Source organism: Bradyrhizobium sp. 956_D2_N1_4 (assembly GCF_052076025.1).
Taxonomy (GTDB): domain Bacteria; phylum Pseudomonadota; class Alphaproteobacteria; order Rhizobiales; family Xanthobacteraceae; genus Bradyrhizobium; species Bradyrhizobium barranii.
The window spans coordinates 4,843,969-4,870,116 of record NZ_CP197237.1; the positions used below are offsets into that span (position 1 = coordinate 4,843,969).

A 26,148-nucleotide genomic window follows, 5' to 3' on the forward strand; every position below is an offset into this window, starting at 1 on the left:
CGTTGTCGCATTCGGACATGCGGCCAAAAAAAGTGGAGCTCGTTGCAACGAGCTCCACTGTGTCTGCGTCAATGATCGCGTCGCCTGGACGCGGTCAGGTCAGGTTCGGCGCGCGGTCAGCCATTGGTCGCGACCGATCGGACGGTAGACCATGCGGATCTCTCCAACCGCACCGAAGAAGCCGTCGGACAGCACGCCGTTCCACCAGCCGGCGCCGAGGATCCAGGGCTGAGGCGTGCTCTGCGAGCGCATGCCGATCGCCGCATTGCCGACGTTGCGCAATACCGGCGCGCCGTCGATGTACAGGGTGGTGGTGAGGGTCGCCGGATCGTTGACGATCGCGATATGATACCAGCTATCGCGGATGATCTCGCCCGACCAGTTGGTCTGTGCGTAGTGCGAAACGGAAGCCGGCACCACTTCCCACTGCACTTCGCGCAAGTTCGAGATGGCGAACAGGACGCTCGACGCCTCCGGATCGCCGCCTTGATAGCCGCCGGGAACGTTGCCGCGGTTACCCACGCGACCGAGGATATTGCCCCATTTGTGCAGGTTCGCGGTCCAGCCGGCCGGGATCTTCACAAAGGCCTCGACCGTGTAGCCGTTCCAGAAGCTGCGGCCGTTGAGCGAGGCGGCTGACGCCGTCAGGAAGGCGTTGAGGCGACCGGCCGTATTGTCGGTGTTGAGAAACACCACGCTGCCCGCGGCGGAGGACAGACGGTGCTTATCCGTCGTCCAAACGACGTCGCCGAGCTGAGCGGACGCGACGAGCGCCGCACGCATCAGATTGTTGCCGCCGGCGACGTCAGGCAGGATCCCACCGATCGGAACGACCTGACCCTCGACGACCGTGGAGGGCGCGCGCCAGTGCGCCACGGTATCGGCGACATGCGGGTAGTCCTCGGTATCCGCGGGCAGCACGACTTCCGGCGTCGGCGGATCGACATAGCCGGCGAGCAGGTCGGCGCGCACGGACGGAATGATCGCGGGTCCGGTCAGCACTTTGCTCGGACTGAAGCGCGTGAACCGGGCGAATCGGCTCTTGAAATTGATCGGAATCGAGAAGCTGTTGTTCGACGCCGTCAGTTCGGCGTGATCGAACTGGTTGAGCGTGTTCTTCGGCTTCTGCACCACCCAGGGCGAGAACGACATCACGTCGATCTTGTTGTTGGTGAGGTCGATTTCGTAGAGCCGCATCATGGCGTTGCCGCCCTGATAATCCATCTGATAGTCGACCACCATCTGGTGAACCGGATTGCCGAAATCGTTGATCTTGGAGAGATACGCCGCGCCATGGTAATGGCCGTTCAGCGTCATGAAGATCTGATCCTTGTCGCGGATCAGCTTGTCCCACAGCATCTTGCCGTAATCGGTCTCCAGCGGCGACAGGCCGTCGCTGTCGATGTTGAGCAACTGGTGGTTGGAAAGAATGACGGGCAGCGTCGGGTTGCGGTCGATCACGTCGCGCGCCCAGGCGATGGCACCGTCCGAAATGCGCCAGGACAGCGACAGCACCATGAACTTCACGCCGTTCGTCTGGAAGATGTGGTACTCGTGGAAGCCGCTGCTATCTCGCTCGCGGAATGTCGACTGCTGCGCTGCGCGGGTGCTCGGAAACCACTTCAAATAGGGCTCGGCGTTGAGGCTGCGCTGGGCGTCGGTGCCCGAATTCTGATCCCAGGGGGTATGGTAGTCGTTGTCGGTGACGACGTCATGGTTACCCGCAAGGATCGAATAGGGGACCTTGGCATCTTCCAGCTTCTTCATCGCGGCGTCGGCCACGATCCACTGGTTCGGCTTGTTCTGCTGGTCGACCACGTCACCCAGATGGATGACGAAGCGGACGCCGTATTTCGCGGCGTTGTCGGCGATCCACTGAGTCTGCGCGTCGTACGGCGTCGAGCCATAGGCCTTCTGAAACTGCTGGTTTTCGTCGGTCGTCGCGTAACGCGAATAGAACTGCGTGTCGGGCAGCACCGCGATCGAGAAGCTGGTCAATGACGGACTGCTGGTCTGCGCCTTTGCCGCGCCCGCGCCGAGCGCCAGCACGGAAAGGCTGGCGGCGCCCTGGAGGACCGCGCGGCGATCGATCATTTGGCGCGTGGGATTGTTGCTGCCGGAACGATGGTTTCCAGCGCGGTCGATGTCGTCATTGCTCATAGAAGATTGCCTGTTCCTACTCGGTCGCAATTGCGACGGTAGGCGGGTCTCTAGCGATCGAAATTAACATTCGGATTAAAGAAATGTATCATGAATAATGTTATCAAGCGGGCGCACAGCGACCAGCCGCGCAATGCCATCGACTGTCGACCGGCAGCATCTGATCTCTGTCGAGAGGCGGCACGACCGCCCTTGAGCGAGACGACGATCGGCTGCTTCATCAGATTGTTCTTCTGGATCGCGGCCTGCGTCATCCGCGCCATCTGGTCGGAGGCGCCGCCCGCGCCTGCCGCCACCACGATCTCGACGGGCTTGGTCGGCTACCAGCCGGCAAAGGCCGGCGTGCTCAACAACAAGGCCTTCACAGCTCCGACGGCTTTCACGGAAATTCGCACGAGTTTCGTCTTTGTGATGCCGTGAAGTCTATCGATGCATTGTGCGGACTAAAGATCGCGAGTTCAAGCCGACGGACATTCCGCCACATATGACTTTCGGCTGACGAAGCGCGCGCTACTTGCCCTTCCAGACCGGCGCGCGCTTGTTGAGGAAGGCGTCCATACCCTCGCGGAAATCTTCGCTCATATAGGCCTTGAGGATCAGGTCCTCGCCCTCTTCGCGCGACAGCGTGCGGCGGATGCGGCGCACGGCCTCCTTGGTCGCTTCCAGCGTGAGCGGCGCATGGCTTGCGACGAGCTTGGCGGTCTCGTCGGCACGGCGCTGCAGCGTCTCGACGTCGGGCACGACCTCGTTGAGCAGGCCGAGCGACAGCGCTTCCTGCGCCTCGACGAGGCGCGCCTTGAAGATCAGATCCTTGGTGCGGGCAGGTCCCACCAGCGAGACGACGCGGCTGATGTTCGACATCGACAGGCAGTTGCCGAGCGTGCGTGCGATCGGAAAGCCGATGCGCGTGGTTTCGGTACCGATGCGAAGGTCGCAGCAGGCCGCGATGCCGGCGCCGCCGCCGGTGCAGGCTCCCGCGATCGCCGCGATCACGGGCACACGGCACTGCTCGAGCGTGCCGAGCACGCGGTCGATGCGGGCCTCGTAGTCGAGCGCGTCCTGCGCGGTCTTGAACGCACGGAACTGAGAAATGTCGGTGCCCGAGGCGAACGCCTTGTCGCCGGCCCCGGTGAGGATCAGCGCCTTGATCGAGCGATCGGCGTTGATCTCCTGGCAGATCTCCGCCATGCGGTCATACATGGCGAAGGTCATTGCGTTACGCGCCTGGGGGCGATTGAAGGTGATCCGCGCGATGCCGTCCTGGACGGAGTAGAGCAGGTCTTCGTTGGTCGTCGTCGGTGCGTTCATCGCGCGCTCACTTTCTAGGTTAGTTCAGGCCACCTGAGCCTTCAGGCCACCTGCGCCTTGGCCATCGGCACCGCGTCGCGTCCCTTCAGGACGTCCATGGCCGCCAATACGCCGCCGCTCCGGTGCGGAATCTTTGCAAGATCCAGGCCCATCTCGACGCCGGCAAGCGTGCCCATCAGCATCAGGTCGTTGAAATGGCCGATATGGCCGATGCGGAACACCTTGCCCTTGACCTTGTTCAGGCCCGTGCCGAGCGACATGTCGAAGTTTTCGAGCACCACCTTGCGGAAGGCGTCGGCGTCGTGTCCATCGGGCACGCGCACGCCGGTCAGCGCCGGCGAGTGTGCGGCGGGATCGGCGCACTGCGTCTCCAGGCCCCAGACCTTGACCGCGGCGCGCGTCGCGGCGCTGTGGCGCTTGTGGCGGGTCCAGACATTCTCCAGCCCCTCCTCTTCCAGCATCTTGACCGCTTCACGCAGGCCGTAGAGCAGATTGGTCGCGGGCGTATAGGGGAAGGTGCCGAGCTTGTTGAAGGAGATGACCTCCTGCCAGTCCCAGTAGGAGCGCATGCCGGGGTTGGCCTTCGCCACCGCGAGCGCCTTCTCCGAGACGGCATTGAAGCCGAGGCCCGGAGGCAGCATCAGGCCCTTCTGCGAGCCGGCGACCGAGACGTCGATGCCCCAGGCATCGTGTTCGTATTCCATCGACCCAAGGCCGGAGATGGTGTCGACCATCAGAAGGGCTGGATGTTTGACGCGGTCGAGCAGCTTGCGCACCTCGAGCGGCGGCGTCACGCAGCCGGTCGAAGTCTCGTTGTGGACGACGCAGACCGCCTTGATCGTGTGCTGCTTGTCGGCGGCAAGGCGCTTCTCGATCTCGGCGAGATCGGCGCCATGGCGCCAGTCGCTCGGGATGAAGTCGACGTCGAGCTTGAACTTGTCGGCGATGCCGCGCCACAGCACGGCGAACTGGCCGGTCTCGCACATCAAAACCTTGTCGCCGGGGGCGAATACGTTGACCATCGCCGCTTCCCAGGCACCGGTGCCGGACGAGGGGAAGATGATCACGGGCTGCTGGGTGCGGAACACCCGCTGCATCGAGGCCAGGACCGCAAAACCGAGCTCCGCGAACTCCGGACCGCGATGGTCCAGCGTCGGCATGTCCATCGCCCGCAGCACCCGGTCGGGCACGTTGGTCGGTCCTGGAATCTGTAGGAAATGCCTTCCAGTGTGCACGGTCATCGGCGTCCTTCCCGGTCTAGCCTTGGTTTTGATGGGCGCCGAATAGCACCATTTGACCGGCTTGTCCCCTCTCCTTAAGACGCCTCCCATGCATAAGCGGCGGGCCTCCGCCGCCCCTACTCCGCCGCCACCACCTTTCCGACCGGCAGGCGCCCCTCGGCCTCCGTAAACGGGCGCTCCGGATGCATCAGGAAGGCGGAGAAGCCACCGAGCAACAGCAGCCCCATCGACATCAGGAACGGCAGGTACCAGTTGCCGGTCGCGTCGATCACGAAGCCGGCAACGAGCGGCGACACGATGGCGGCGAAGGCCGAGCCGGTATTCATGAGTCCCGAGGCGGTGCCGGAATATTTCGGGGCAATATCCATCGGGATCGACCACATCGGGCCGATCACCAGCTCGGCGCAGAAGAAGCCGGCCGACAGGCACAGTGCGACGATCGTGATGTCGTGGACGAACAGGATCGGAAACAGCGAGAGCAGCGCGCCCGTAAATCCCGCAACGGTGACGCTCAGCCGCGCCAGGCGGACATTGCCGGTGCGGTCGAGGATCTTGTCCGAAAGCACGCCACCGACGCTGTCGCCGACCACGCCGGCGAAGAACACGCCGGAGGCGAACAGCGCCGAGTTCTTGATATCGAGATTGTAGTTGTTCTTGAAGAACAGCGGCAGCCAGTTGAGATAGAGCCACAGGCACCAGCCGTAGCAGAAATAGGTCAGCGTCACTGGCCACATGCGGCCGAGCAACGGCCGCCACGGCACGCGCGGCCGCTCGCCGGTCGGGCGCGGCGGCAGTGCGGCGAGCTCGGCCTCGGTGATGGAGGCGTGCTCCTTCGGCTCGTTGCGGAAGTACCAGACCCAGACGACGCCCCAGACCAGGCTGACGAGACCGAGCACGACGAACGCACCGCGCCAGGTCAGCCAGAGGATGAGCAGCGCCACCACCGGCGGCGTCACGGCGTTGCCGAGCCGGGCGAACGAGTGTGTCAGTCCCTGCGCAAAACCGCGGCGGTTCGCGGGCGTCCAGTATTGCATCGCGCGCGTTGCCGTCGGAAAGGTCGCGCCCTCGCCGAAGCCGAGCGCGAAGCGCGCGACGAACAGTGCGGCAAGGCCGTTGACGAAGCCGGTCGAGATGGTCGCCGCCGCCCAGATCATGCCGCACCAGAACAACGTCTTGCGCGGCCCGAAACGATCGCCGACCCAGCCGCCGATCACCTGGAACAGCAGATAGGGATAGGCGAAAGCGGAGAAGACGAGGCCAAGCTGGGTGTTCGACAGACCCAGCTCTTTCTGGATCTCGCTCGCGGCGGTGCCGATGTTCACCCGGTCGACATAGGTGATGAAATACATCGCGCAGAGCATCGCCAAGACGACATGCGTGGCCTTGAACCGAATTCCCATCTCCACCCTCCCTGACTGCTTTTTATGATTGGCCTTGCCTGTCCCGCGCGACCTAGGTACCGACCACTTTCAGATGCGGCGATGCATTACCCTGCGGGCGCTGCTCCAGCAGCTTCATCGCGGCGTCGACACCGCCGGAGCGATGCGGCACGCCCGCAACCGACAGGCCCATCTCCACGCCGGTGAGCGCGCCGAGCAGCGTCAGCGCGTTGCATTCGCCGAGATGGCCGATGCGGAAGACTTTTCCGGCGACCTTCGACAGGCCCGAGCCGAGCGACATGTTGTAATTGTCGAGCACGATCTTGCGGAACTGATCGGCGTCGTGGCCCGGCGGCATCAACACCGCGGTGAGCACCGGCGAGAACTCCGAGGGCTCCTGGCAGAGGATCTCGAGGCCCCAGTGACTGACGGCGGCACGCGTCGCGGCAGCCAGCCGCTGATGGCGCGCGAACACGTTGTCGAGCCCCTCTTCGAGCAGCATCGCGATCGCCTCGCGCAGGCCGTAAAGCAGATTGGTCGCCGGCGTGTAGGGGAAGAAGCCGTTGGCGTTGGGCTTGAGCATCTCCTCCCAGTCGAAATAGGAGCGCGGCATCTTGTTGGTCTTCGCGGCTGCGCGCGCCTTCTCCGAGATCGCGTTGAAGCCGAGGCCGGGCGGCAGCATGAAACCCTTCTGCGAGCAGCTCACGCTGACATCGACCTTCCACTCGTCGTGGCGGTAGTCGACCGAGCCGAGCGAGGAGATGGTGTCCACCATCAGCAGCGCCGGATGCGCGGTGCGGTCGATCGCGGCGCGGATCTCGGCGATGCGGCTGGTCGCGCCGGTCGAGGTCTCGTTGTGTACGACCATGACGGCCTTGATCGCGCGCGCCTTGTCCTCGGTGAGCTTCGCCTCGATCAATGCGGGATCGGCGCCGCGGCGCCAGTCGCCGGGCACGAAGTCGACCTCGATGCCGAACCGCCCCGCCATTTGCCGCCACAGGGTGGCGAAATGACCGGTCTCGACCATCAGCACCCGGTCACCAGGCGACAGCGTGTTGACAATCGCGGCCTCCCAGGCGCCCGTCCCCGACGAGGGGAAGATCACGACCGGGCCCGCGGTCTGGAAAATTGTCTGGCTGCCTTCGAGCACGGCGCGGCCGAGCTCGCCGAATTCCGCGCTCCGGTGGTCGATGACCGGCATGTCCATGGCGCGCAGGACGCGCTCGGGGACCGGGCTCGGGCCCGGAATCTGAAGGAAATGGCGTCCCTGGTGCATGAAAACCTCCCTGTCGGCGGACTCTGGCCAGCTTCGGAGCCATCTTGCATTCATTTTTTGTCATTTCAATCGAATTTTGGTATTCGATTGTGAACATCGACGCGATCAAACAGGCAAACTATTGTGCTGCAAATGAAATCCACGATTCCCGACACCGGGGTTCCGATCGCCCCACCAGCCGCAAATGGCGGCGACCGCCAGGAGGCCTCGCTTCACGGCGAGATCTTGCTGCGGCTGCGCGACTACGTGGTCGAGGGCAATATTCCCGACGGCGCGCGCATCCCCGAGCGCCAGCTCTGCGCGATGCTCGGCATCTCCCGCACGCCGCTGCGCGAGGCTCTGAAGGTGCTCGCTTCCGAGGGCCTGATCGAGCTTCTGCCCAACCGCGGCGCGCGCGTCCGCCAACTCAGCCAGCGCGACCTCGAGGAGCTGTTCGACGTCATGGCGGGGCTGGAGAGCCTTGCCGGGCGCCTCGCCTGCGAAGCCATTACGGATGAGGAAATCACCGCGATCGAGCAGCTGCATTACGAGATGTACGGGCACTATCTGCATCGCGACATGCACGGCTATTTCCAGACCAACCAGCGCATCCACGAAAGCATCGTCGCGGCCGCGCGCAACGAGACGCTGAAGACCGCCTACGCCAACTTCGCAGGCCGCATCCGCCGGGTCCGTTACTCCGCCAATTTCGCCCGCAAGCGGCAGCGCTGGGCGGAAGCGATGCGCGAGCACGAGACTATCCTCGACGCGCTGCGCCGCCGCGCCGCCAGCGAGCTCAGCGACATCCTGTTCCAGCACCTGCGCAACAAGCGGGCGGCCGCAATCGAGCACCTAACCGAGCCCCAAGAGGACGCGCCGGGCTCGCCCTGAGGGGCGACGGACTTGCTCATTTTGAATTCATAATATAATCCGTCGTGAGAAATAATGAATAACTCAGCAAGGCTGGGCCTCGCTGGGCCAATCCGGGACCAGGGATGACAAACGCCTCCTCGCTCGAACGGCGCCTGCGCGCGGAAATGACCGGCGACGTCCTGTTCGACGGCTTCAGCCGCGGCCGCTATGCCACCGACGCCTCGTTCTACCAGATCATGCCGGCCGGCGTGGTCGTGCCCAGGACCATGGACGAGGCCTTGCGGGCGCTGGCGATCGCCCGTGACGAGGGACTGAAGGTCACCCCGCGCGGCGGCGGCACCTCGCAATGCGGCCAGACCGTCAATGACGGCCTCGTGGTCGATCTCTCGAAGCACCTGAACCGGATCCTGTCGCTCGACGTCGCCGGCCGCACCTGCGTGGTCGAGCCCGGCATCGTGCTCGACGACCTCAACCGCCAGCTCAAGAAGCACGGCCTATGGTTTCCGGTCGACGTCTCCACGGCCTCGCGCGCCACCATCGGCGGCATGGCCGGCAACAATTCCTGCGGTGGCCGTAGCCTGCGCTACGGCACGATGCGCGACAACACGCTGTCGATGGAGGCGGCGCTCGCCGACGGCACGCTGGGCCGGTACGGCGAGGTGTCGCGTGATCTCTCCGATCTCGATGCGAACGACAGCGCGCGCGCCCTGTTCCGCGACATGCTCGATCTCGGCGCCCGCGAGGCCGACGAGATCGCTGCGCGCTTTCCCAAGGTGCAGCGCCGTGTCGGCGGCTACAATCTCGATGCGCTGACGCCGCGCAATGCGCGCAACAACATGGCGCATCTCCTGGTCGGCTCCGAAGGCACCCTCGCCTTCACCACCAAGGTCGAGCTGAAGCTGTGGCCTGTCATCCGCAACAAGGCGCTCGGCATCTGCCATTTCGGCAGCTTCTACGAGGCGATGGACGCCGCCCAGCACCTGGTCAAGCTCAAGCCGATCGCGGTCGAACTGGTCGACCGCACCATGCTCGCGCTCGGCCGCGACATCGCGATGTTCAGGCCGATCATCTCTGCCGCCATCAAGGGCGATCCGGATGCCGTTCTGGTGGTCGAATTCGCCGAAGAGGACCAGGCCGACAATCTGGTGCGCCTCAAGCAACTCGGCGAATTGATGGGCGATCTCGGCTTCGGCTGGAATAATGACAAGCGTAAATGGGGCGGCGTGGTGGAGATCACCGAGCCCGCGCTGCAAAGCGGCATCGCCGATTTCCGCGCCGCCGGCCTCAACGTCATGATGTCGATGAAGCAGGAGGGCAAGCCGGTTTCGTTCGTCGAGGATTGCGCCGTGCCGTTGCCGCATCTGGCCGACTACACCGCGCGCTTGGGCGAGGTTTTCGCAAAGCACGGCACCAGCGGCACGATGTATGCGCATGCCTCCGAGGGCTGCCTGCACGTACGGCCGGTGCTGAACCTGAAGCTGGAGAAGGACGTCAAGGCGATGCGCGCCATCGCCGAGGAAGCCTTCGCGCTGGTGCGCGAGTACAAGGGCTCGCATTCCGGCGAGCATGGCGATGGCCTGGTGCGCTCCGAATTCCACGAGACCATGTTCGGCGAGCGTCTCGTCGCCGACTTCAGGGAGGTGAAGAGCCGCTTCGATCCCGAGGGCGTCCTCAATCCCGGCAAGATCGTCGATGCGCCCCGGATGGACGATCGCTCGCTGTTCCGCTTCAAACCCAACTACCGCGTCAACGAGTTGAAGACGAAGCTGGATTGGTCCGCCTATCCCGGCGCCGGCGGCGGATTCCAGGGCGCGGTCGAGATGTGCAACAACAACGGCGCCTGCCGCAAGCTCGAGGGCGGCGTGATGTGCCCGTCCTATCGCGCCACGCGCAACGAGAAGGACGTCACCCGCGGCCGCGCCAACAGCTTGCGGCTCGCCATCTCCGGCCAGCTCGGTCCCGACGCGTTGTCCTCCGACGAGATGATGGAGACCCTAAAACTCTGCGTCTCCTGTAAGGCCTGCCGCCACGAATGCCCGACCGGCGTCGACATGGCCAAGATGAAGATCGAGGTGCTCGCCGCCCGCGCCGCGTCCCATGGCCTGACCCTGCGCGATCGCCTGGTCGGCTACCTCCCGCGCTATGCCGGTCTCGCATCGCGCTTCGCGCCACTCGCCAATTTGCGCAACCGCAGCCCGCTGCTCCGAAAGCTGTTCGAGCGCTTTGCCGGCATCAGCGCACGCCGCGCCCTGCCCGCCTTCCGCAGCGACGTATTCGTGCCGCCCGCGGAAGCGGTCGGGCCGGAGACCGGACGCGAAGTCGTGTTGTTCACGGACACCTTCAATCGCATCTACGAGCGCGAAAATCTCGACGCCGCGCTCCGCGTGCTCGCGGCGGGCGGTTATCGCGTGCACCTGCCTAGGCCCGCGAGCGGCAGTCGCCCGCTCTGCTGCGGCCGTACATTCCTCTCAGCCGGCCTCGTCGACGAAGCCAGGGCCGAACTCGACCGCCTAGTGGCCGCGTTCGCGCTCTTTGCCGCCCGTGGCGTACCGATCGTCGGCCTTGAGCCGAGCTGCCTGCTGACGCTGCGCGACGAGCTCGCCTCGCTGCGCAAGGACAACGATGCCAAGGCCGTCGGCGCCCACGCGCTGACTTTCGAGGAATTTTTGGTGCGCGAAGCGGAGGCCGGAAGGCTGCAGCTGTCGCTCGGCACCGTCGCGGACAAGGCCGTCGTCCATGGCCATTGCCACCAAAAATCCTTCGGCGCCTTCAAGCCGGTCGAGCAGGTGCTGCGCCTCATTCCAGGCCTGAAGGTCGAGACCATCGAATCGAGCTGCTGCGGCATGGCCGGCGCGTTCGGCTACGGTGCTGACACCTATGATGCCTCGATCGAGATGGCCGAGCTGTCGCTGCTGCCCGCGGTGCGGCGCGCCGACCAAGCTACACTGGTCGTTGCCGACGGCACCTCCTGCCGGCATCAGATCCACGACGGCGCCCAGCGCGAAGCGCTTCACGTCGCGCGCGTGCTGGCGATGAGCCTCGACCGCGCCGGAGCAAATTCCACTTCTCACACCAAAAAGGAAACCAGCCATGGCTGACCTCACGCTCGACACCGCCCGCAAAATCCTCGACGCCGCCTTCGCCAAGTCCACCGAGCTGAAGCTCAAGCCGCTGGTCGTCACCATCCTGGACGCACGCGGCGTGCTCAAGATCGCGGCAGCGCAGGACGGCACCAGCCTGATGCGCGCCGAGATCGCCCACGGCAAGGCCTATGGTGCGCTCGCCATGGGCATGGGCTCGCGCGCCTTGTACCAGCGCGCACAGGAGCAGGCCTATTTCATCGACGCCGTGAACACGATCGCCAAGGGCGCGCTGGTGCCGGTCCCCGGCGGCGTGCTGATCCAGGACGGCACCACCCTGCTGGGCGCGGTCGGCGTCTCCGGCGACACCTCCGACAATGACGAGGCCTGTGCGGTCGCCGGCATCCAGGCGGCGGGACTGAAGGCCAACGCGGGCTAGATATCCGATGCGTCAGCCGCGCCGGAACGTTCCCGTCGCAGCTGATGTCGTAGGCCCAAAATCTGGCCTCCGTCGTTCGCTCTAGCCGTCAAGCTTGTAGATGACGAATGAGTGGTTTGAAAAGACGACGGGAAATGACAGCGAATTCCACCCGGCTTTTCGAACCAGGTAGTCCCCGCCAAACTCGCTTTTAAACGCGCGCCATTGGTTTTCATCAAGCCTTGCCCAGCTCTCTGAACCATCGACGATCATGTTCCGTGTTTTGAAATCGGTCAGGCGTGCGTTGTATTTCTGGGCCTCGGGAGTCGAAACGTAGACGTTCCCGACGAAATAAGTCACCACGGTCTGACGCCTGCTGACCCCGCGCCAGGCCAGCGGCGCCAAGCCGGTGTTGATGAAAGCCGACCCGGGCCGGGCGTGATCGCGCGCCCAGACCTGGGCATCGTACAGGTCACGATGCACACCCGTCGTCTCCGCCAGGCCCGTCGCGGCATTGTCCAGCGACATCGCAACGATGAGAGCGCAGGCCACGACAGCAACAGCCGCACGAAATTCGACCAGCTTCCTTGCAGGCAAGGCGATCAAATCCCGCCCCCAGGAGGTTCGCGCAAAGATGCTCGCCAGCGCGATCACCGCAGTGCACGCAATGAACAGATCCCACCTGAACAGACTGAGCCTGTTTTCCGTCAGCATCCAGCCGATCGTGCTCCCCATCCAGAAAAGCAGCTTCTGATCAACAGCTGCTGAATAACCGGGCACGTGACGAACAAGCAGGACGACAGACGTCACGAGGGCGACCGCGCTCCCCATCCAGGCGAAAGCAGTTCTGACACGGTTCCCGGCAATTTCGGCCGGCCGCAAGGAAAGCGCGACAAGCCCCAGGATCGACAACGTGCAGCAATTGAAGAGGAGCAACAGAGCGGCAATCACCCGAAGCGGCGACCCGCTCGCAAGATCAGCCACCAAACGCCGCACGACGAAGGGAATACTCACGAGAAGGAGAAGAATGCAGGCGCGCGACAGGATCAGATTCATGACGGGGGCAAATTGAAGGATCACCGCAAGAACATGCAGCGCACAGGCCAAGCCCGTCATCGCTCCCGCGCTGAACAGGAACCAGCGCGCCTGCCTGCTCGCGCCGGCGAGGCCGGACAGCCCGAGCAGGAACAGTCCGACCGTCCAGAATATTCCGTTGATGAAGGCTGCCAGACCATAGGGGTACTCGGCCCCCAAAGGATAGATGTGCGCGTTGTTCAACAGCGCCTTGGCTGACATCGAGATTGTCGCCAGTCCGCGTGTTGAAATGTAGCCCGGAACATAGGCCACGAGGAGAACTGCCGAACCCGCACCGGCGGCAAGCAAGACCGTTCTGACATTCAGTCCACGCTGCGTCACGATATAGGCGAGAACGAACATGGTGGCGATCAGCGCCATGATCGGATGAATGGCCGCGCCGACAGCAAGCCATATCGTGCTGGATCTGACGCGCTCCTGGACCACCATTGCCGCCGCCATGATGAGGCACGGCAGCGCCAACCAATTGGCATAAGGCATCCAGTCGAGCCCTCCAATCAGTGCGGGACTGAAGAAGTGTGGCCGCCACATCAGCACGAAGAGCGCGGTCAGCCAGGAGATGCCCCGCGACTTGAACAACGTCATCGCGAAATAGTAGCAGGCACAGCTGAGGCCTGCGGCCTGCAAGATGACGAAGAGCGCGTAGAATATCTCAGGCGGGACGGAGAGGTATTTGAAGAGAAACGCCGGAAGCCAGTTCGTGACTGAGCTCATCCCAACGTGAGTCCAGACCGTCATGTAGGCATCTAGCGAGAAATTGCCGGGGTTGGCGAAGTAGTAGGCGTGCGCCACCGGGCCTTCGTCGATCGGCGGCTGCGATAGCCGTACACCGAAATCCCGCACGAGAAGCCAGACCTCGACCGTGCTCAGCAGCGCAAGCAAGGTCAGATCGACGGCGCCGCGGCTTACTTTCCGCAGACCCAGGAAGTCCCACCTCCAAGGCATTCTCAGACTCTTCCTGATCTCGCCGGCGACCCGGGATCATTCGAGCCCCCAAGCACTCCCGCTTACTTGCTCACCACGGCCAGCATCGATGGACCGAAAACGGGTGCCACCAGCCTGGCACGCGGGAAAGTCAGGACGGCCGCGTGCCGATCGCTGCCCAGCTGTAGCCATGCCTGTGAATCATCTTGATGTCGGTAAATCCTGCGGCTTCGAACAGCTGCCGGAGCTCCGGCCCGCGATAATAGTGTGCATAGGTGGGGTTCAGCTGGTCGAACACGAGCATGACCCGTTCGCGCCAGGCGACCTTCGTGAACACCGAGCGAAAATAGACATGCATCGGCAGCGGAGCGACGTGACACAGCGCGCCGTAGATCGATGCGCAACCAGCCAGGAACCTGGAGACGCCCACGAGCCAGGAATCCGGCAGCTTGGTCGTCATCCATCGTAGCGGAAGCACGAAGTAATAATAGAATGCGTTTCCTTCCCGCGACATCAGCAGCACGAAGAAGCGACCGCCGGGACGCAACGCATTGCGAATGGCACGAAACGTCGGCAGCGGATTCTCGATATAGCTCACGACGCCGAGCGAAACCGCGACATCGACATCGGAGTCGATGTCGACCTTGTCGCCGGTGCAGTTCTTGTAGGTAATTCTCTCGGAGCGCTCGCGCGTATTCTCTTTCAAGATCTCGATCGTTCCGCCGGCTCGACCGCGTAGACATGCTGCGCACCCGCCTTCAGGATCCAACGCACGATGCGACCGGTGCCGCTGCCGAGATCAAGAACCCGCTTGTCCGAGAAATCCTTCAAGCTCAGCAAACCGGCGAGCGAGTCCTCGAACAGATCGATCGAAACGAAATAGCCTGAGTTGTCGGGGAACGTCGTCCACTGGCTCGAAAAATCGTCGACTGTCCTCGAGCCCCGCGGCTCTTCGTTCTTACCCACAACCAGGCCCTCGCGATGCATGATGCTCACTTGTCAAGCAAATTTCGACATTTGACGCCTCTGTAAACCGCAAGCCCTCCAGTATTAAGAGAACAAAAAGAGCCACCAATGGCCTCTGGAACCAGCCTTTTTGGGCCACCGGACCCAACCAACGACCAGCACGATGCGGGTCAAGAAGCCTGACGGCATGCTCTGGACTCCACGAGCTGTCCGACGCTGAACCCGTCGATGCCGAAGCCGCGGCAACCGCGGCGGCCCGATTCCGTGGCACGCGCGGTGAGAACTCTGTTGGCTACTCAGAATGCGAATTGACGAATCGCGGCGGCGTGGCCCTCCCGCAAATGGGCACGCGATTTATCCGTATTCGTACGGGCCGTCGCGTCTCGCCGCGTGGCCGTGCTATGTTGCGCGGCAGGTGCCACAAAAGCCGCCACGTTGGCGCTGCGGCTGCAAGACGAGTGAAGCGGATCTATTGCGATGTCGGGGTGGGGCGGCTTTTCGGTTTTGGAGATTTTTGCAGATCGTCGATCCGGCTCAAACGACCGAGGACTTGTCAGACGTTGTGCGGTGGCTGCGATCGTCCTGATCGTGTGCGCATTCCCGGACGTCATCTTCCTCAAGGCCAGCTTGAGCAACGCAAATATCGTCAACATCACCTACGACAAGCAAAGCAAGGTTCAGCTGTTTCCCGAGCGGGAGAGCCGCACCATCGCCGACGGGTTCACCGATCCGGGGGGCGCCGCGTTCCAGTCTGAGCCTGGCATCCAGTTCGTCCGGCGCAGCTTTCGCGATGGGCAATCGATCTACTGGAATCCGTATTCGGCGACCGGCTCATATGGCCCCGAAACGCTCGTTGACATCAAGACCTCGCCCCTGACGATCACGACCGCGCTTCTTGGCGGCAGCGATGGGGCGTTCCACGCCGTCTTCCTGGTCTTCAACCTGATCGCCGTCTTTTGCCTGCTCGTGCTGCTTACGATCGAATTTCGGCTCTCGTTCGTCGCAGCGCTGGCCGGTGGCGTCACATATCTGCTGAATGGCTATTACGTCGCCAATATGGGCTCGAATGTCTCGCAGACATGGCTCTATTTCCCGATCTTGACGCTGGCACTGGTGAGCTTCGCGCGGCGTCCGAGCGCTTTGAAGCTTGCGGGCGTTTCGTGTGGGGCAGGCTTGATCCTCGCCACGACGTTTCTGCCAACGACGATCCTGACAATGGCAACGGCCCTGCTGGTCGGCGCTGCCGCTTCTGTTGGACATGCGATCTCGCGAGCGCGCGGATTGGGCTCGATTTCCAGGGTCGCCGGCGGTTTGATCGCGGGACAGCTAGGCGGCGTGGCGCTCGCTCTGCTCACGCTTGCGGTTGTGTATCTGCCGATCTTCGAAGCGCTGAAATACATGGCCACCGGCGACTCCTACGCAAAGCGGCAATTCTTCCCGACCAACCTTTTCAATCTGATCTCGCTCTTCACGCCAAAGCACGCCTTCGAGTCCTACGTCGCCCCGACCGCGCAGCTCACACAGCTGCGCGGCAACTCCGCATTTCACCAGGGCATCATCGGCGCCCTGCTCGCGACCCAGATCGTTCGGCCATGGCCGGTCTTTCAGCGCACCATCCTCATTCCCCTCTGCGCGGTTCTCCTGCTGCTGATCGGGCGGGTTTACGGAGTAGCCGGCGTATCGTCGCTCATCGATGCGATCCCGGTGCTCGGCAACCTCGGCGAACAATATGTATGGATCAGCATCGGGCTGGTCTGTTCGATCATCGTCGCATTCGGACTGCACGCCCTGCTCGAGGGTGGACTACGCTGGATCCCGTTGCTTACCGGCGCGGCGGTGATTGGCGGAGCATTCGCCTACACAACGCTCCTTTATGGCCGGGAGAACATCAAGCACCCGCTCTATCTCGGGGTCACACTGGCCCTCCTCGAGGCAGGCGTGGCACTGATCATTCTGAGACGAACACAGGTCGCTCCGATCATCGTGGCGTTGAGCCTCGTCGTGCTCTCCTGGGGCGAGCTCACGTTCGACGTGAATCATTACAAGCTGGTGCGGTACGACCGTTTCCTGCAGCCTGCGCCGTTCATCGACATGCTGCAAAAGGAAGGCGGTCTGCACCGGGTCGCGAGTTACGGGCAGCCGGGCGTTCCGCCGGAATACGGCAGCGCATATGGATTGTACCAGATCGGCTCGATGAACTTTCAGCTGTTCCCCCGTTATGAGGATCTCTTCAATCGCCTGATCTTGCCCAATCCGGCCCAGCGTTGGGAGACATTCGCGACCCTGGTGCTGGCACCTGACACCGATTTTCTCAATCTTCGCGGGCTCGATTTTCTCGGCGTCAGGTTCCTGGTGTTGCCGACGTCGTATGTGCGCCTTCGTCAGTTCGTGACGGGGTCCGGCTGGCGGATCAGTTACCAGGATCCCATGTTCACAATCGTCGAAAACCCTGGTCCCCTGCCGCGCGCGCTCATTGTCCATCAGGTTTCCGAAGGACATCAGACACCGCTGGATATCGACAGGTCGCCGCGTGAGGTCGTGACCTCCGACGATCCCGTCTTCATAGCGGAGGCAAAAGCACGTGGAGTTCTGGGCCCGAGCGCGGGGCCCCCGAGCCAGCCCGAATATGCCGACATCACGCGCTACGACCATACCCGGCTCGAGATGTCGGCCAGCCTGTCGCAAAAGGGCGTCCTGGTGCTCAACGATGCCTGGCATCCGAACTGGAAGGTCTGGGTCGACGGCGAGGAACGTCATCTTGGCCGGGTCAACCAGGCCTTCCGGGGCGTGCTTCTGGACCCCGGCAAGCATGTCGTCGAGATGCGCTATGCCCCCCGGACATTCTTGATAGGCGAGATATTTTCGGGCATTGGGCTTGCCGTCTTGCTTTGTCTCGTTCTATTCCGGCAATGGATTGACCCGCGGCTGGGGGCCTTGATGGGAGGGGCCGCTGGCGGCGCGTCCGCACAGGTCCGGCAGGCCGGATAGTGGATCCTGTATCGGTTAGCCTGTTGGAGATCTGCACTTGCAAGACCCCGCCGACACCTCGTCCGTTGCTGCGAGTTCCCGCCCGACGGAGAGTGCCGAAGGACTGCCGAGCTTCTGCATTGCGCTGCCCACCTACAATGAGGCGGCCGCAATCGAAAACTGCTTGACCAATATTTCTGCGTTCCTGAGCACGGTCCCGACGCGCACGGCCATCATCGCGGTCGACGACGGCAGCAGCGACAAGACCTGGGAGATCCTGCTTCAGTTACAGCGCAGGTTTCCGTCGCTCGTTCTCGAGCGCCACGCCCAGAACGGTGGTTACGGCGCAGCGCAGCGGACCCTTTGCCGGGTCGCGGCCGAGAATGGTTTCGAGTACGCGCTGGTCATGGATGCGGACGGGACGCAGGCGCCGCATTTCATCGCCAACTTCTACGAGCCCATGCGGCGCCGCGTCGATCTCGTGAAAGCGACCCGGTACGACATGGGGGGCACCGTCAAGGGCGTTTCCTGGCAGCGCTACTGGATCTCCCGTGCAGGAAATCTGCTGGCCCGGATGGTGATGGGCTTGCCGATCACCGATTTCACCAACGGATTTCGCGCGATCCGGACCGAGGCCTGGACCAAGCTCCCGACGACGGAGAGAGGCTTCATCGTCCTGATCGAGGAAGTCTATCTTGCGGGCAAGATGGGCTTCAGCTTCGCCGAAGTGCCCTACATCCTGACCGTGAGGCAGGAAGAGGGCTCCGAGTCGAAGTTCACCTACCAGTGGAGCATCTACTGGCGCTATCTCCACTACATCTTCAAGAGATGACGCCGCCGGAGACCGTCACGCGGTCTCCAGCACCCAGGGTCGGGGAAAGCCGGCCTACCCCCTCAAGGCCGGCAACCCCTCAGGCGAGCGCCTTCCGCTCGCTCAGAACCAGTTCGTGATCTGGCTGCGGATGCAGTTGACCACGACCGACGAGGCCGCGAAATTGTCGTTGAAGTCGTACCGCACCTGCCAATCCTGACCGGTCACCGTTTCAACGGCGTCAACTAGGTTGGACACTTCCATGCCGCCGACCACGACGGCGCCAGCTTCGACAGTCTCCGGTCGTTCCGTGGTCATGCGCAGGCTGACGCACGGCACCTTGTAGAACAGCGCCTCTTCCGGCGCGGTGCCGGAATCCGAGAGCACGCAGAAGCTTTCCGCGAGCAGCTTGTTGAAGTCGTAGAATCCGAGCGGCGCCATGACGCGAACGCCGTCGGCGATCTTGATATCCTTCAGCTTGCTCTTGGTGCGCGGGTGCATGGGATAGATCACCTCGCGCTTGAAGCGGCGCGCCATCTCCCCGAAGGCCTCGAACAGACGGGCGAGATAGACCGGATTGTCGACGTTCTCGCTACGGTGCGCGGTGACCAGGATGTAGCCCTTCGGCGACAGGTTCAGGCGCTTGAGAACGTCGCAGGCCTGGATCTGCGGCAGGAAGTGACGCATCACCTCGAACGTCGGATTGCCGGACACGAATATCTTCGACGGATGAATATTCTCGCGGAGGAGATTCTCCCTGTGATAGGCATTGAACGGCAGCAGGATGCTGCTCATGTGGTCGATCAGGATGCGGTTGCGCTGCTCCGGCATCCGCTTGTCCCACGCCCGCAGCCCCGCCTCCATGTGGAAGATCTTGATGCCGCGCTGTGCCGCCGGCATCACCGACAATCCGCTGAACGTATCACCGAGGATCAGCAGCGCGTCCGGCTTGTACTGCTCGAACAACTGATCAGACTTGATGATCACGTCGGCGACTTCGCGCGAATAGCTCGAGGTGTCGATATTGAGCTGATGATCCGGTTCGCGCAGCTCGAGATCGCGGAAGAAGAAATCCTTGAGCTCCGGCGTGAAATTCTGGCCGGTGTGAACCATGATGTGCTCGAAGTTCAGGGCATCAAGCTTCTTGAACGTCGACCACATCTTGATCATTTCCGGCCGCGTGCCGAAAATCGACATAACTTTCATTCTAGTCTCCGACTTTTACCGGGGTAGTTCAGTTTTTCTAGAGCAGATCATCCGACGTCGGATAGAACGTTATCCGCACATCGGGAAGCGGTACCATCAACCGGCCGCCTTGCGCGACGTAGTCTGCGCTCTTCGCCGCAATTTCATTGAAGAAGCTCCAGGCAAAGATCAGCAGATAATCCGGAGGATCCGTACGCAGCACGTCGTTGCTGCGGATCATGAGATGCGAACCGGGTGTCGAATAGCCGTGCTTTGCCGGCGCATCATCGATCATGTATTCGAGATGCTCGCGCCCGATCTCGCAATACTGGATAATGGTGTTGGCTCGGCCGGATGCTCCGTAACCGGCGATCGTGCGGCCTTTTGCTCGCAACCGCGTCAACAGGTCCAGCAGCCTTTGGCGACGGTCGGCGCAGTTTGAAGCAAATGTCGTGTAGGTCTCCGGACGGTCATAGCCAAGCGCCCGCTCCTCGTTCCGCAGATTATGCACGCGGACCGAGATGTCTTTGGCATGGAAACTGTTCTTCTTGCAGACATAATAACGCATCGAGCCACCGTGAATCGGTATCGGCTTGATGTCGAAGACTGTCATGCCATGACGAGCGAAATGATTTTCGAGCGCGAGCAGGGAGTAATAATACAGGTGCTCGTGATAGATCATATCGTACTGGAGATCCTGGATGATCTTGCCGAGATAGTGCACCTCGAAGACAAAGACGCCGTCGTCCTTCAGGATTCTCTCTACCGCCCGCGTAACGCCGTTGATGTCAGGGATATGCGCGAACACATTGTTGGCAAGAACCAGATCGGCCTTGCCAAAACGCCCGATCAACTGCTCGACGAGCGATTCGTCAAAGAAGCCATGGACCGTGTTGATTCTCGGATCGTCTATCGTCTTCAGAATATTGAGCGCCGGATCGACGCCGATGAGATTGGCGATACCCTGATCCGCCAGCGGCTTCAGGAGGATGCCGTCATTGCAGCCGAATTCGAGCACGGTGGCATGGCGCGGATTGACAAATCGTGCAACCACCTCCGTCGCGTAATCGTTGAAATGCTCCCTCAGTGTCCGGATCGCCGACGAGAAGTAAAAATAATCGGCGAAGAGGAGGCTCGGATCGACCTTGTCGGGAACCTGAACCGCGTAGCAGCTCGGGCAAAAACACACCCGCAGGCGGAATTTCGATTCTCGGGCGAACGTTTCTTCCTTCAAGAACCCGCCGGCCAGCGCCACCTCGCCGAAATCAATGACTTCTACCAGACCCTCTGCCTCACAAAATGCACATCGACCGTTCTGGGTGTCAATCGGATGCAATCTTTCCATAACGACTGTCGAGGTCCTACTTGATGGGGTCGAACCCCGAGATTAGGTCCAACTAAGCGGTAGCTAGCGAACTTTTTAGCCAACAAGCCCTATGCACTAGGCGTGCGCCTGATGGCTCGAACTTGTCAAGCGGGACCTAACCACCGGGCGGGCCGGAAATGACACATCGTCCTGCCTCAGGTCCGGGCCCGCCCACGCGAAATCCGGAATTTCTTGACAGACCGGTGAGATAGATGCCATCCGCTGAGATGCTGGGCCACGTCAATCGTGAGTGGAAATGAAGAATGTCGTCGGAATTGCCGCCTGATCCACACACGGCTCGCCGCGTCCCGCGCGTGCTAGTGCTCGGGGCGACCGGTATGCTTGGGCACAAGCTTGTCCAGCGGCTAGCGGCGCAGGGCTTTCAGGTTTCCGGAACGATACGCTCATCTTCGATTCCCGACACGCCCGCGGCACGACTGGCCCTGGCTGTCACACACCAGATTCAGCCAAATGTGGATGTTTTGCAGGACACGGCCCTCCAGGCCGCGATCGAGGCGGCAAGTCCTGATGTCGTGATAAATGCGGTCGGCGTGATCAAGCAGCTCGATCTGGCGAAGGACGCCATTACTTCGATCGCTGCCAACGCGATGCTTCCGCACAGAGCCGCAGCACTTTGCAGGCAGCGGGGCGCCCGCCTGATACAATTCAGCACCGATTGCGTGTTCGCCGGCCGGAAAGGTCCTTTTGCGGAGAATTCGCCTACCGACGCCGAGGATCTGTACGGACGCAGCAAGCTGCTGGGTGAAGTTTCGGGGCCCGGCTGCCTGACCATTCGGTCTTCCATCGTCGGCAGGGAACTGCGCGGGCGCTCCAGTCTGATCGAATGGTTCCTTGCGCAACGCGGCGGGCACGCGAGGGGATTCGTCGGCGCTCTCTATACTGGGCTCACGACCAGCGCCATGTCAGATCTGGTCGGAAAATTGATTACGGAACATCCGGACGTCGATGGCGTCTGGCACGTTGCCTCGGAGCCGATCAGCAAATACGAGCTTTTGCAGATCGTGAACGCTCAATACGGGCTCGGCGTGACCCTCGAGCGCGACGAGACGTTTTTCTGCGATCGCAGACTCGACGGCAGCAACTTCGCGAAACGAACCGGTTTCCGCGCGCCAGACTGGCACACGATGATCAGGGAAATGCACGAAGACCCAACGCCCTACGACGCGCATTGAATCTCAGCAATAGTAAGGGGGCTATTTGTCCAAACGTGAGCACAGCGAGCGAGATATCACCTGCTCGATGTGGAACAAACCTTCAGGCTCGTGGAGAACTGAGACGCGCGATTACCCTCTGCCGCAACGCGCCGGACGCTTCGAAGCGAAACGTGCGATTTTGCGAACGAGTTCACTCTCGCTGGTGTCGGTCTCCGGCCGCGTGCTGATCATGGATGGCGCAACACTGCTCGGTGACGTCGGAGTGTCCGGCGACACCTCCGACAATGACAGGGCTTATGCCATCACCGGCATCCAGGCCGCAAGGCTGAAGGCCAACGCTGGATAGCGCTCGTCCGCGGCGAAGCGAAGCGCAAGAGTGCGTCGATGCTAAAAGTTCACCGGCGGTTGAAAAACCCATGACACATCCCTTCATTCTATGCATCGGCGATTAACGCGGCATAAATAAATGCGACGGCAGGTCGGCTCTTGGCAGACTAGCCTAGTCTGTCAGGCAGTAGCCGGTGGCAGCGGTGACGAGATTAGCGGAGCAAATATCTGCAAAGGTGGTGAGAACGAGCCGCCATAGTGCGGAAGAGTTCGTTAAGCAGTCGCTCGTCCGGTCATGGCCGTAGTTCGGGCATTCGCCTGGGTATGCTGCAACCCTCCGAAGTGCATCGTCGAGATGTCCTGCACCCAGCCGAGGCGGGAGTTTTGTATTCATTCTCTTCCACAAAGAATTACGCACAAGAATTCGGAAGAGAAAAACTCAGCATAAGTCAATACTTAAGCTAACATCGAAAGAACTTGACGTCATTTCAGTCAGCCGAGAGGTTAATTCTATAACTTCCCGTGACCGATCGCTGGCCAGCTAGTCGAGATTTCTCCAGAACGAAGCCTTCACAAACTTTACCCTCGCGGTGACCTTCACCGATCGAAGCGCGCGCTTCTGCGCGGCCAGTGCGCTGCGCTCGTAGCACTCAAGCCCCGCGCGCTAACCGCAGGCTCTTCGCCTCCGCCCAGCTAACAATCTCCTTCAACGTCCGCGGGCCCACGCCCACGAGCATAAACAGGTCGCGCTGCGTCAGCGATTGGAGGTTATTCGGTGTGACCGCGCGGCCCGCCAAGGCGCGGTGCACGACAGCCTGCGCTCGGGAGCTCAATCCGGCAAGCGACACATGCTGCTGGGACGTATCCACCGTTAACCTCGGCGGAAAATCTGGCCCCGCTCGGCCGCGAGCGCCAGCTCGGTCCATTCGTGAGCAAGCTTCAAGCAGCCTTCCCGATCGACCAGATCGAGGCGCGAGTTGCCTCATCGCGGCAGGCTGCGGTCTCCTCGTAAAATTGCTAAGCAGAGGCGGTCATCTTGGCATAGTGCGAGAATTAACCAGGTAGCTCGGTCTTCATCATTGCCTCGGCGCATAGCCGTTCAGAACGGCTTCCTCACAGGCGCACTGATCGGCCTAGTCTGCCTCAACGTGGAGCGGCGCCAGGTCCTCGCCGGTCTCGCACTGGGCGCGATGGTGATCAAGCCGCATCTGGCCATTGCCGCCGGCGTCTACATGCTGGCGGCGCGCCGCTGGGCGGCGCTCGCGACGGCCACCATGTTCGTGCTGGCGAGCTCACTCATCTGCACGCTGGTGTTCGGATGGCAGATCTGGACCGTCTGGCTCGGTGCTGTCCGGGAATCAGCCATCTTCCTGGAGCACGGTCTTTATCCGCTGCTTCGCATGATCTCGACCTACGCGGCCGTCGGCAGCGCCGGTGCTCCTCCGACCTTTGCTTTCTGGGCCCAGGCGGTCGTCGCCTGCTTCGCGTTGTTCGCGGTCGTGCTCGCCGTCCGGCTTGGCGCCGCGCGAATAAATGTCGCCCACATTCGCGCTCGGCATCACCACCATGTCAGCCCCTATGCCTATGACTACGACCTGCCGATGGTGGGGATTGGCCTCGCGTTGCTGCTTCCCGATCTTGTCCAGTTGGCGAGTGCGCGCGAACGCAGCGTCATCTATGGACTGATCCTGCTCGCCGGCGCCTACGGCATGCTTCAGTCGGCACGCATGGCGGCACAGTTCGGGAATGAGGCCGATCTTGCCGACATGGATGGGAAGTTTGCACCCGCCATCGGTGGCTTCGCGCTGATGTCGCTGCTTGTTCTGCTCGCGAGGCTGCTGCGACGCGGAACACAGCCTGCGCCGGCCCTGCCCCAGGTCGTACAAGCCGCGGAATAGTGTAGCCAGATTCGCTGCAAAGCCAGCGCCACGCCGCCAAGCGCAACTGCGATCGCCGCCTATTCGCGCGAGCCCAGCCCGAAGCAGAGAGAACAATTGTCCTGCCGCGCTGCGCCGTATTCAGCCTAGGTGAAACGGGGCTGGCTGCATATTTTAAATTTTTTTAACCCGGTCGGCCGCAGTGGTCCACCCCTGCGGCCTTTTCTTTTGTAGGCCCGCCAGAAAGAACCGGCAACCACCCGTGAATTTCCCAAGACCAAAAAAAGCCCGCCGCGACGGTAAGGCGGGGACGGTTGATCACGTCTTCCTTGACGAGGTGCACGGGCTCCGGATCTCGATCGGTGGCCACGACGGCAAGTGGCCGATTTCGACTCTGAAGCTTCTAGACTCCGGTTTCGCCAGATAGCTTGTCCGCCCGGTCACCGTCCGCGGTGATCACTCGGTGACCGGGCGCCCAGCGCGGACTTCGAAGGCCTGCTCGCCGGTGCCTGGCCGAGTAAGCCAGTCACAGTTTACCTGGAGTGGCAGCCATGATGCAGAACGTTGTAGCCGGATGCGTCGTAGTGGCTTTGATTATCCTGGCCTTGATTGGCTTCGCCCAAACGCACCATGAATGTTGGCACGGGCACGTGCTCCTAACCCATGAGCCCTGCGGATCCGTCAGCCCTTCAATATAGGAACAACCATTTTCCGCTGATCTAGGTGCGGGACCAAAGCCCCGCCGCTCGTGAAGTTCTGCCAGCACAGGTAAGCTTGCGGACGACTCAGCGCGAAAGCCCCCCTACCGCCCGGTAACCGCCTTCTGGCGCGCAGCGTTCAGGCCTGCCTTTGTCTGTGCAGTTGCGGCACTCGCGGGCTCTCGATTTGGGGGCGGCTCATTGAGGTCTCGGGCCCACGGCGCGCCAGATCGAGCAACTGACTTCGGAGCGGCATGTTCTGAGCTGGAGCAGGCAGAGACGAGAGAGACGACAACAAGGGACATCCCCGTCCGGCCCAACGTTTGAGTGATCCTGTTCATCAGGCAATCAACTTCCGGCGCGGCCTTACTGTTGGCGCCTGCGATCCGCTCTAGCATCGAAATAGATGACCACCGCGAATGTGGCGCCTAGAGCCAAAACGCTGACACAGCCGGTAATCAACGCCACCGCCATCATAGCTGGATCAGTATTTCTACGGCGTCAGGGGTGGGCAATTCACGAATGATTAGCGCAGGCCCATCAACGTGAACCGGCCGCCTGTCCGCTCGGTTGCCGCCGGTGGTGACCACCGGCGGCGACCGGCGCTATAGGTATGAGCGCGGGACCAAAGCCCCGCGCTTTCGAGAAAGATCATTGGTTGCGTCGTATGGGATCACCCGGCGGATGTACCTGCCGCAGGTCGTTCCTCCGCATGGCATCGTTTGCGCATCGCGCCGATTCACTTTGTCTCTCGATGTCCTGCAAAGTGGTGCGATTTTCAGAACCCGGGTTAACGCGGTTTCGTTCGGCTCAGTTGTAGTCCGCGCCGCACCCCGCGCATTGCGCAAACAATGGAGATGAGAATAGGAAGGCAAGAACTGCCGTGGCGGCAGCAATTTGCAATGCACGCATGGTCAATTCCCTTCTGTTTCCCCGCCGAATGGCGATTACTACTTTGGCGCGAGCGCGGAAAATTGGTTCAATCGATAGCCGCAAAAATTGTATTCGTGCAACGAAGCGTGACTAGGAATCTGGGTCCCGGG

At 62.0% G+C, this 26,148-nt stretch carries 18 protein-coding genes and 2 pseudogenes; 9 read left to right on the forward strand and 11 right to left on the reverse strand.

Annotated features, from left to right (window positions below; all coding sequences use genetic code 11):
• Positions 1-99: 99 nt before the first annotated feature.
• From AB7535_RS23000 to AB7535_RS23025, 6 genes and pseudogenes are all read right to left on the reverse strand, one after another.
• Complete coding sequence (locus AB7535_RS23000) at positions 100-2,160, reverse strand: metallophosphoesterase (protein ID WP_439036935.1); 2,061 nt, start codon at positions 2,158-2,160, stop codon at positions 100-102.
• 173 nt (positions 2,161-2,333) lie between these two features.
• Positions 2,334-2,525, reverse strand: a pseudogene (locus AB7535_RS23005) (tripartite tricarboxylate transporter substrate binding protein); the annotation flags it as partial.
• Between the two features lie 145 nt (positions 2,526-2,670).
• Positions 2,671-3,468 (reverse strand): enoyl-CoA hydratase/isomerase family protein, encoded by a 798-nt coding sequence (locus tag AB7535_RS23010; protein ID WP_354248920.1) that lies wholly within the window; start codon positions 3,466-3,468, stop codon positions 2,671-2,673.
• A 41-nt stretch (positions 3,469-3,509) separates the two neighbouring features.
• A complete protein-coding gene (locus AB7535_RS23015) occupies positions 3,510-4,709 on the reverse strand; it encodes a pyridoxal-phosphate-dependent aminotransferase family protein (RefSeq protein WP_028156591.1) in 1,200 nt (399 codons plus the stop codon).
• Between the two features lie 116 nt (positions 4,710-4,825).
• On the reverse strand, positions 4,826-6,109 hold the full coding sequence (locus AB7535_RS23020) for an MFS transporter (protein WP_439036936.1): 1,284 nt from the start codon (positions 6,107-6,109) through the stop codon (positions 4,826-4,828).
• 52 nt (positions 6,110-6,161) lie between these two features.
• On the reverse strand, positions 6,162-7,364 hold the full coding sequence (locus tag AB7535_RS23025; protein WP_354115017.1) for a pyridoxal-phosphate-dependent aminotransferase family protein: 1,203 nt from the start codon (positions 7,362-7,364) through the stop codon (positions 6,162-6,164).
• Between the two features lie 132 nt (positions 7,365-7,496).
• Between AB7535_RS23025 and AB7535_RS23030 the strand changes: the two genes are divergently transcribed.
• The 3 genes from AB7535_RS23030 (at position 7,497) to AB7535_RS23040 (ending at position 11,735) form a co-directional block, all read left to right on the forward strand.
• Positions 7,497-8,234: a GntR family transcriptional regulator gene (locus AB7535_RS23030; RefSeq protein WP_439036937.1), complete on the forward strand. Its 738-nt coding sequence runs from the start codon at positions 7,497-7,499 to the stop codon at positions 8,232-8,234.
• A 104-nt stretch (positions 8,235-8,338) separates the two neighbouring features.
• Positions 8,339-11,314 (forward strand): FAD-binding and (Fe-S)-binding domain-containing protein, encoded by a 2,976-nt coding sequence (locus tag AB7535_RS23035; protein ID WP_439036938.1) that lies wholly within the window; start codon positions 8,339-8,341, stop codon positions 11,312-11,314.
• Positions 11,307-11,735, forward strand: a complete 429-nt coding sequence (locus tag AB7535_RS23040; RefSeq protein ID WP_439036939.1) for a GlcG/HbpS family heme-binding protein — start codon at positions 11,307-11,309, stop codon at positions 11,733-11,735. The genes AB7535_RS23035 and AB7535_RS23040 overlap by 8 nt, the downstream gene beginning before the upstream one ends.
• 81 nt (positions 11,736-11,816) lie before the next feature.
• Here the strand turns inward: AB7535_RS23040 and AB7535_RS23045 are convergent, their stop codons facing one another.
• The 3 genes from AB7535_RS23045 to AB7535_RS23055 all read right to left on the reverse strand — a co-directional run bounded on the left by AB7535_RS23045 (position 11,817) and on the right by AB7535_RS23055 (position 14,699).
• Complete coding sequence (locus tag AB7535_RS23045; protein WP_439036940.1) at positions 11,817-13,691, reverse strand: hypothetical protein; 1,875 nt, start codon at positions 13,689-13,691, stop codon at positions 11,817-11,819.
• A gap of 193 nt (positions 13,692-13,884) precedes the next feature.
• Positions 13,885-14,439, reverse strand: coding sequence for a methyltransferase domain-containing protein (locus AB7535_RS23050; protein ID WP_439036941.1), 555 nt, complete (start codon positions 14,437-14,439; stop codon positions 13,885-13,887).
• Positions 14,436-14,699 carry a hypothetical protein gene (locus tag AB7535_RS23055; protein ID WP_439036942.1) on the reverse strand — a complete coding sequence of 88 codons (264 nt, stop codon included), beginning with the start codon at positions 14,697-14,699 and terminating at the stop codon, positions 14,436-14,438. The genes AB7535_RS23050 and AB7535_RS23055 overlap by 4 nt, the downstream gene beginning before the upstream one ends.
• 567 nt (positions 14,700-15,266) lie before the next feature.
• Between AB7535_RS23055 and AB7535_RS23060 the strand changes: the two genes are divergently transcribed.
• Positions 15,267-17,687, forward strand: a complete 2,421-nt coding sequence (locus tag AB7535_RS23060) for a YfhO family protein (RefSeq protein WP_439036943.1) — start codon at positions 15,267-15,269, stop codon at positions 17,685-17,687.
• Between the two features lie 37 nt (positions 17,688-17,724).
• Entirely contained in the window at positions 17,725-18,498 is a 774-nt protein-coding gene (locus tag AB7535_RS23065) for a glycosyltransferase (RefSeq protein ID WP_439036944.1), read from the forward strand.
• Positions 18,499-18,600: 102 nt separating this feature from the next.
• Here the strand turns inward: AB7535_RS23065 and wecB are convergent, their stop codons facing one another.
• Positions 18,601-19,683 (reverse strand): non-hydrolyzing UDP-N-acetylglucosamine 2-epimerase, encoded by a 1,083-nt coding sequence (gene wecB, locus AB7535_RS23070; RefSeq protein ID WP_439036945.1) that lies wholly within the window; start codon positions 19,681-19,683, stop codon positions 18,601-18,603.
• A gap of 37 nt (positions 19,684-19,720) precedes the next feature.
• Complete coding sequence (locus AB7535_RS23075) at positions 19,721-21,007, reverse strand: class I SAM-dependent methyltransferase (RefSeq protein ID WP_439036946.1); 1,287 nt, start codon at positions 21,005-21,007, stop codon at positions 19,721-19,723.
• Between the two features lie 284 nt (positions 21,008-21,291).
• On the opposite strand from AB7535_RS23075, the gene AB7535_RS23080 reads away from it, so the two are divergent.
• The 4 genes and pseudogenes from AB7535_RS23080 to AB7535_RS23095 form a co-directional block, all read left to right on the forward strand.
• Positions 21,292-22,221 (forward strand): dTDP-4-dehydrorhamnose reductase family protein, encoded by a 930-nt coding sequence (locus tag AB7535_RS23080; protein WP_439036947.1) that lies wholly within the window; start codon positions 21,292-21,294, stop codon positions 22,219-22,221.
• 67 nt (positions 22,222-22,288) lie between these two features.
• Entirely contained in the window at positions 22,289-22,549 is a 261-nt protein-coding gene (locus AB7535_RS23085; protein WP_439037362.1) for a heme-binding protein, read from the forward strand.
• Between the two features lie 1,060 nt (positions 22,550-23,609).
• Positions 23,610-24,428, forward strand: a complete 819-nt coding sequence (locus AB7535_RS23090) for a glycosyltransferase 87 family protein (protein WP_439036948.1) — start codon at positions 23,610-23,612, stop codon at positions 24,426-24,428.
• Between the two features lie 274 nt (positions 24,429-24,702).
• A pseudogene (locus tag AB7535_RS23095) lies at positions 24,703-24,834 on the forward strand (PRC-barrel domain containing protein); the annotation flags it as partial.
• Positions 24,835-26,148 lie beyond the last annotated feature (1,314 nt).

What these genes read in the sequence shown, in the direction of transcription:
- AB7535_RS23080 (WP_439036947.1), top strand. Translation starts at nt 21,292, where the DNA reads ATGTCGTCGGAATTGCCGCCTGATCCACACACGGCTCGCCGCGTCCCG.
- AB7535_RS23085 (WP_439037362.1), top strand. Translation starts at nt 22,289, where the DNA reads ATGTGGAACAAACCTTCAGGCTCGTGGAGAACTGAGACGCGCGATTAC.
- AB7535_RS23040 (WP_439036939.1), top strand. Translation starts at nt 11,307, where the DNA reads ATGGCTGACCTCACGCTCGACACCGCCCGCAAAATCCTCGACGCCGCC.
- AB7535_RS23075 (WP_439036946.1), bottom strand. Translation starts at nt 21,007, where the DNA reads ATGGAAAGATTGCATCCGATTGACACCCAGAACGGTCGATGTGCATTT.
- AB7535_RS23010 (WP_354248920.1), bottom strand. Translation starts at nt 3,468, where the DNA reads ATGAACGCACCGACGACGACCAACGAAGACCTGCTCTACTCCGTCCAG.
- AB7535_RS23025 (WP_354115017.1), bottom strand. Translation starts at nt 7,364, where the DNA reads ATGCACCAGGGACGCCATTTCCTTCAGATTCCGGGCCCGAGCCCGGTC.
- AB7535_RS23015 (WP_028156591.1), bottom strand. Translation starts at nt 4,709, where the DNA reads ATGACCGTGCACACTGGAAGGCATTTCCTACAGATTCCAGGACCGACC.
- AB7535_RS23030 (WP_439036937.1), top strand. Translation starts at nt 7,497, where the DNA reads ATGAAATCCACGATTCCCGACACCGGGGTTCCGATCGCCCCACCAGCC.
- AB7535_RS23000 (WP_439036935.1), bottom strand. Translation starts at nt 2,160, where the DNA reads ATGAGCAATGACGACATCGACCGCGCTGGAAACCATCGTTCCGGCAGC.
- AB7535_RS23035 (WP_439036938.1), top strand. Translation starts at nt 8,339, where the DNA reads ATGACAAACGCCTCCTCGCTCGAACGGCGCCTGCGCGCGGAAATGACC.
- wecB (WP_439036945.1), bottom strand. Translation starts at nt 19,683, where the DNA reads ATGAAAGTTATGTCGATTTTCGGCACGCGGCCGGAAATGATCAAGATG.
- AB7535_RS23020 (WP_439036936.1), bottom strand. Translation starts at nt 6,109, where the DNA reads ATGGGAATTCGGTTCAAGGCCACGCATGTCGTCTTGGCGATGCTCTGC.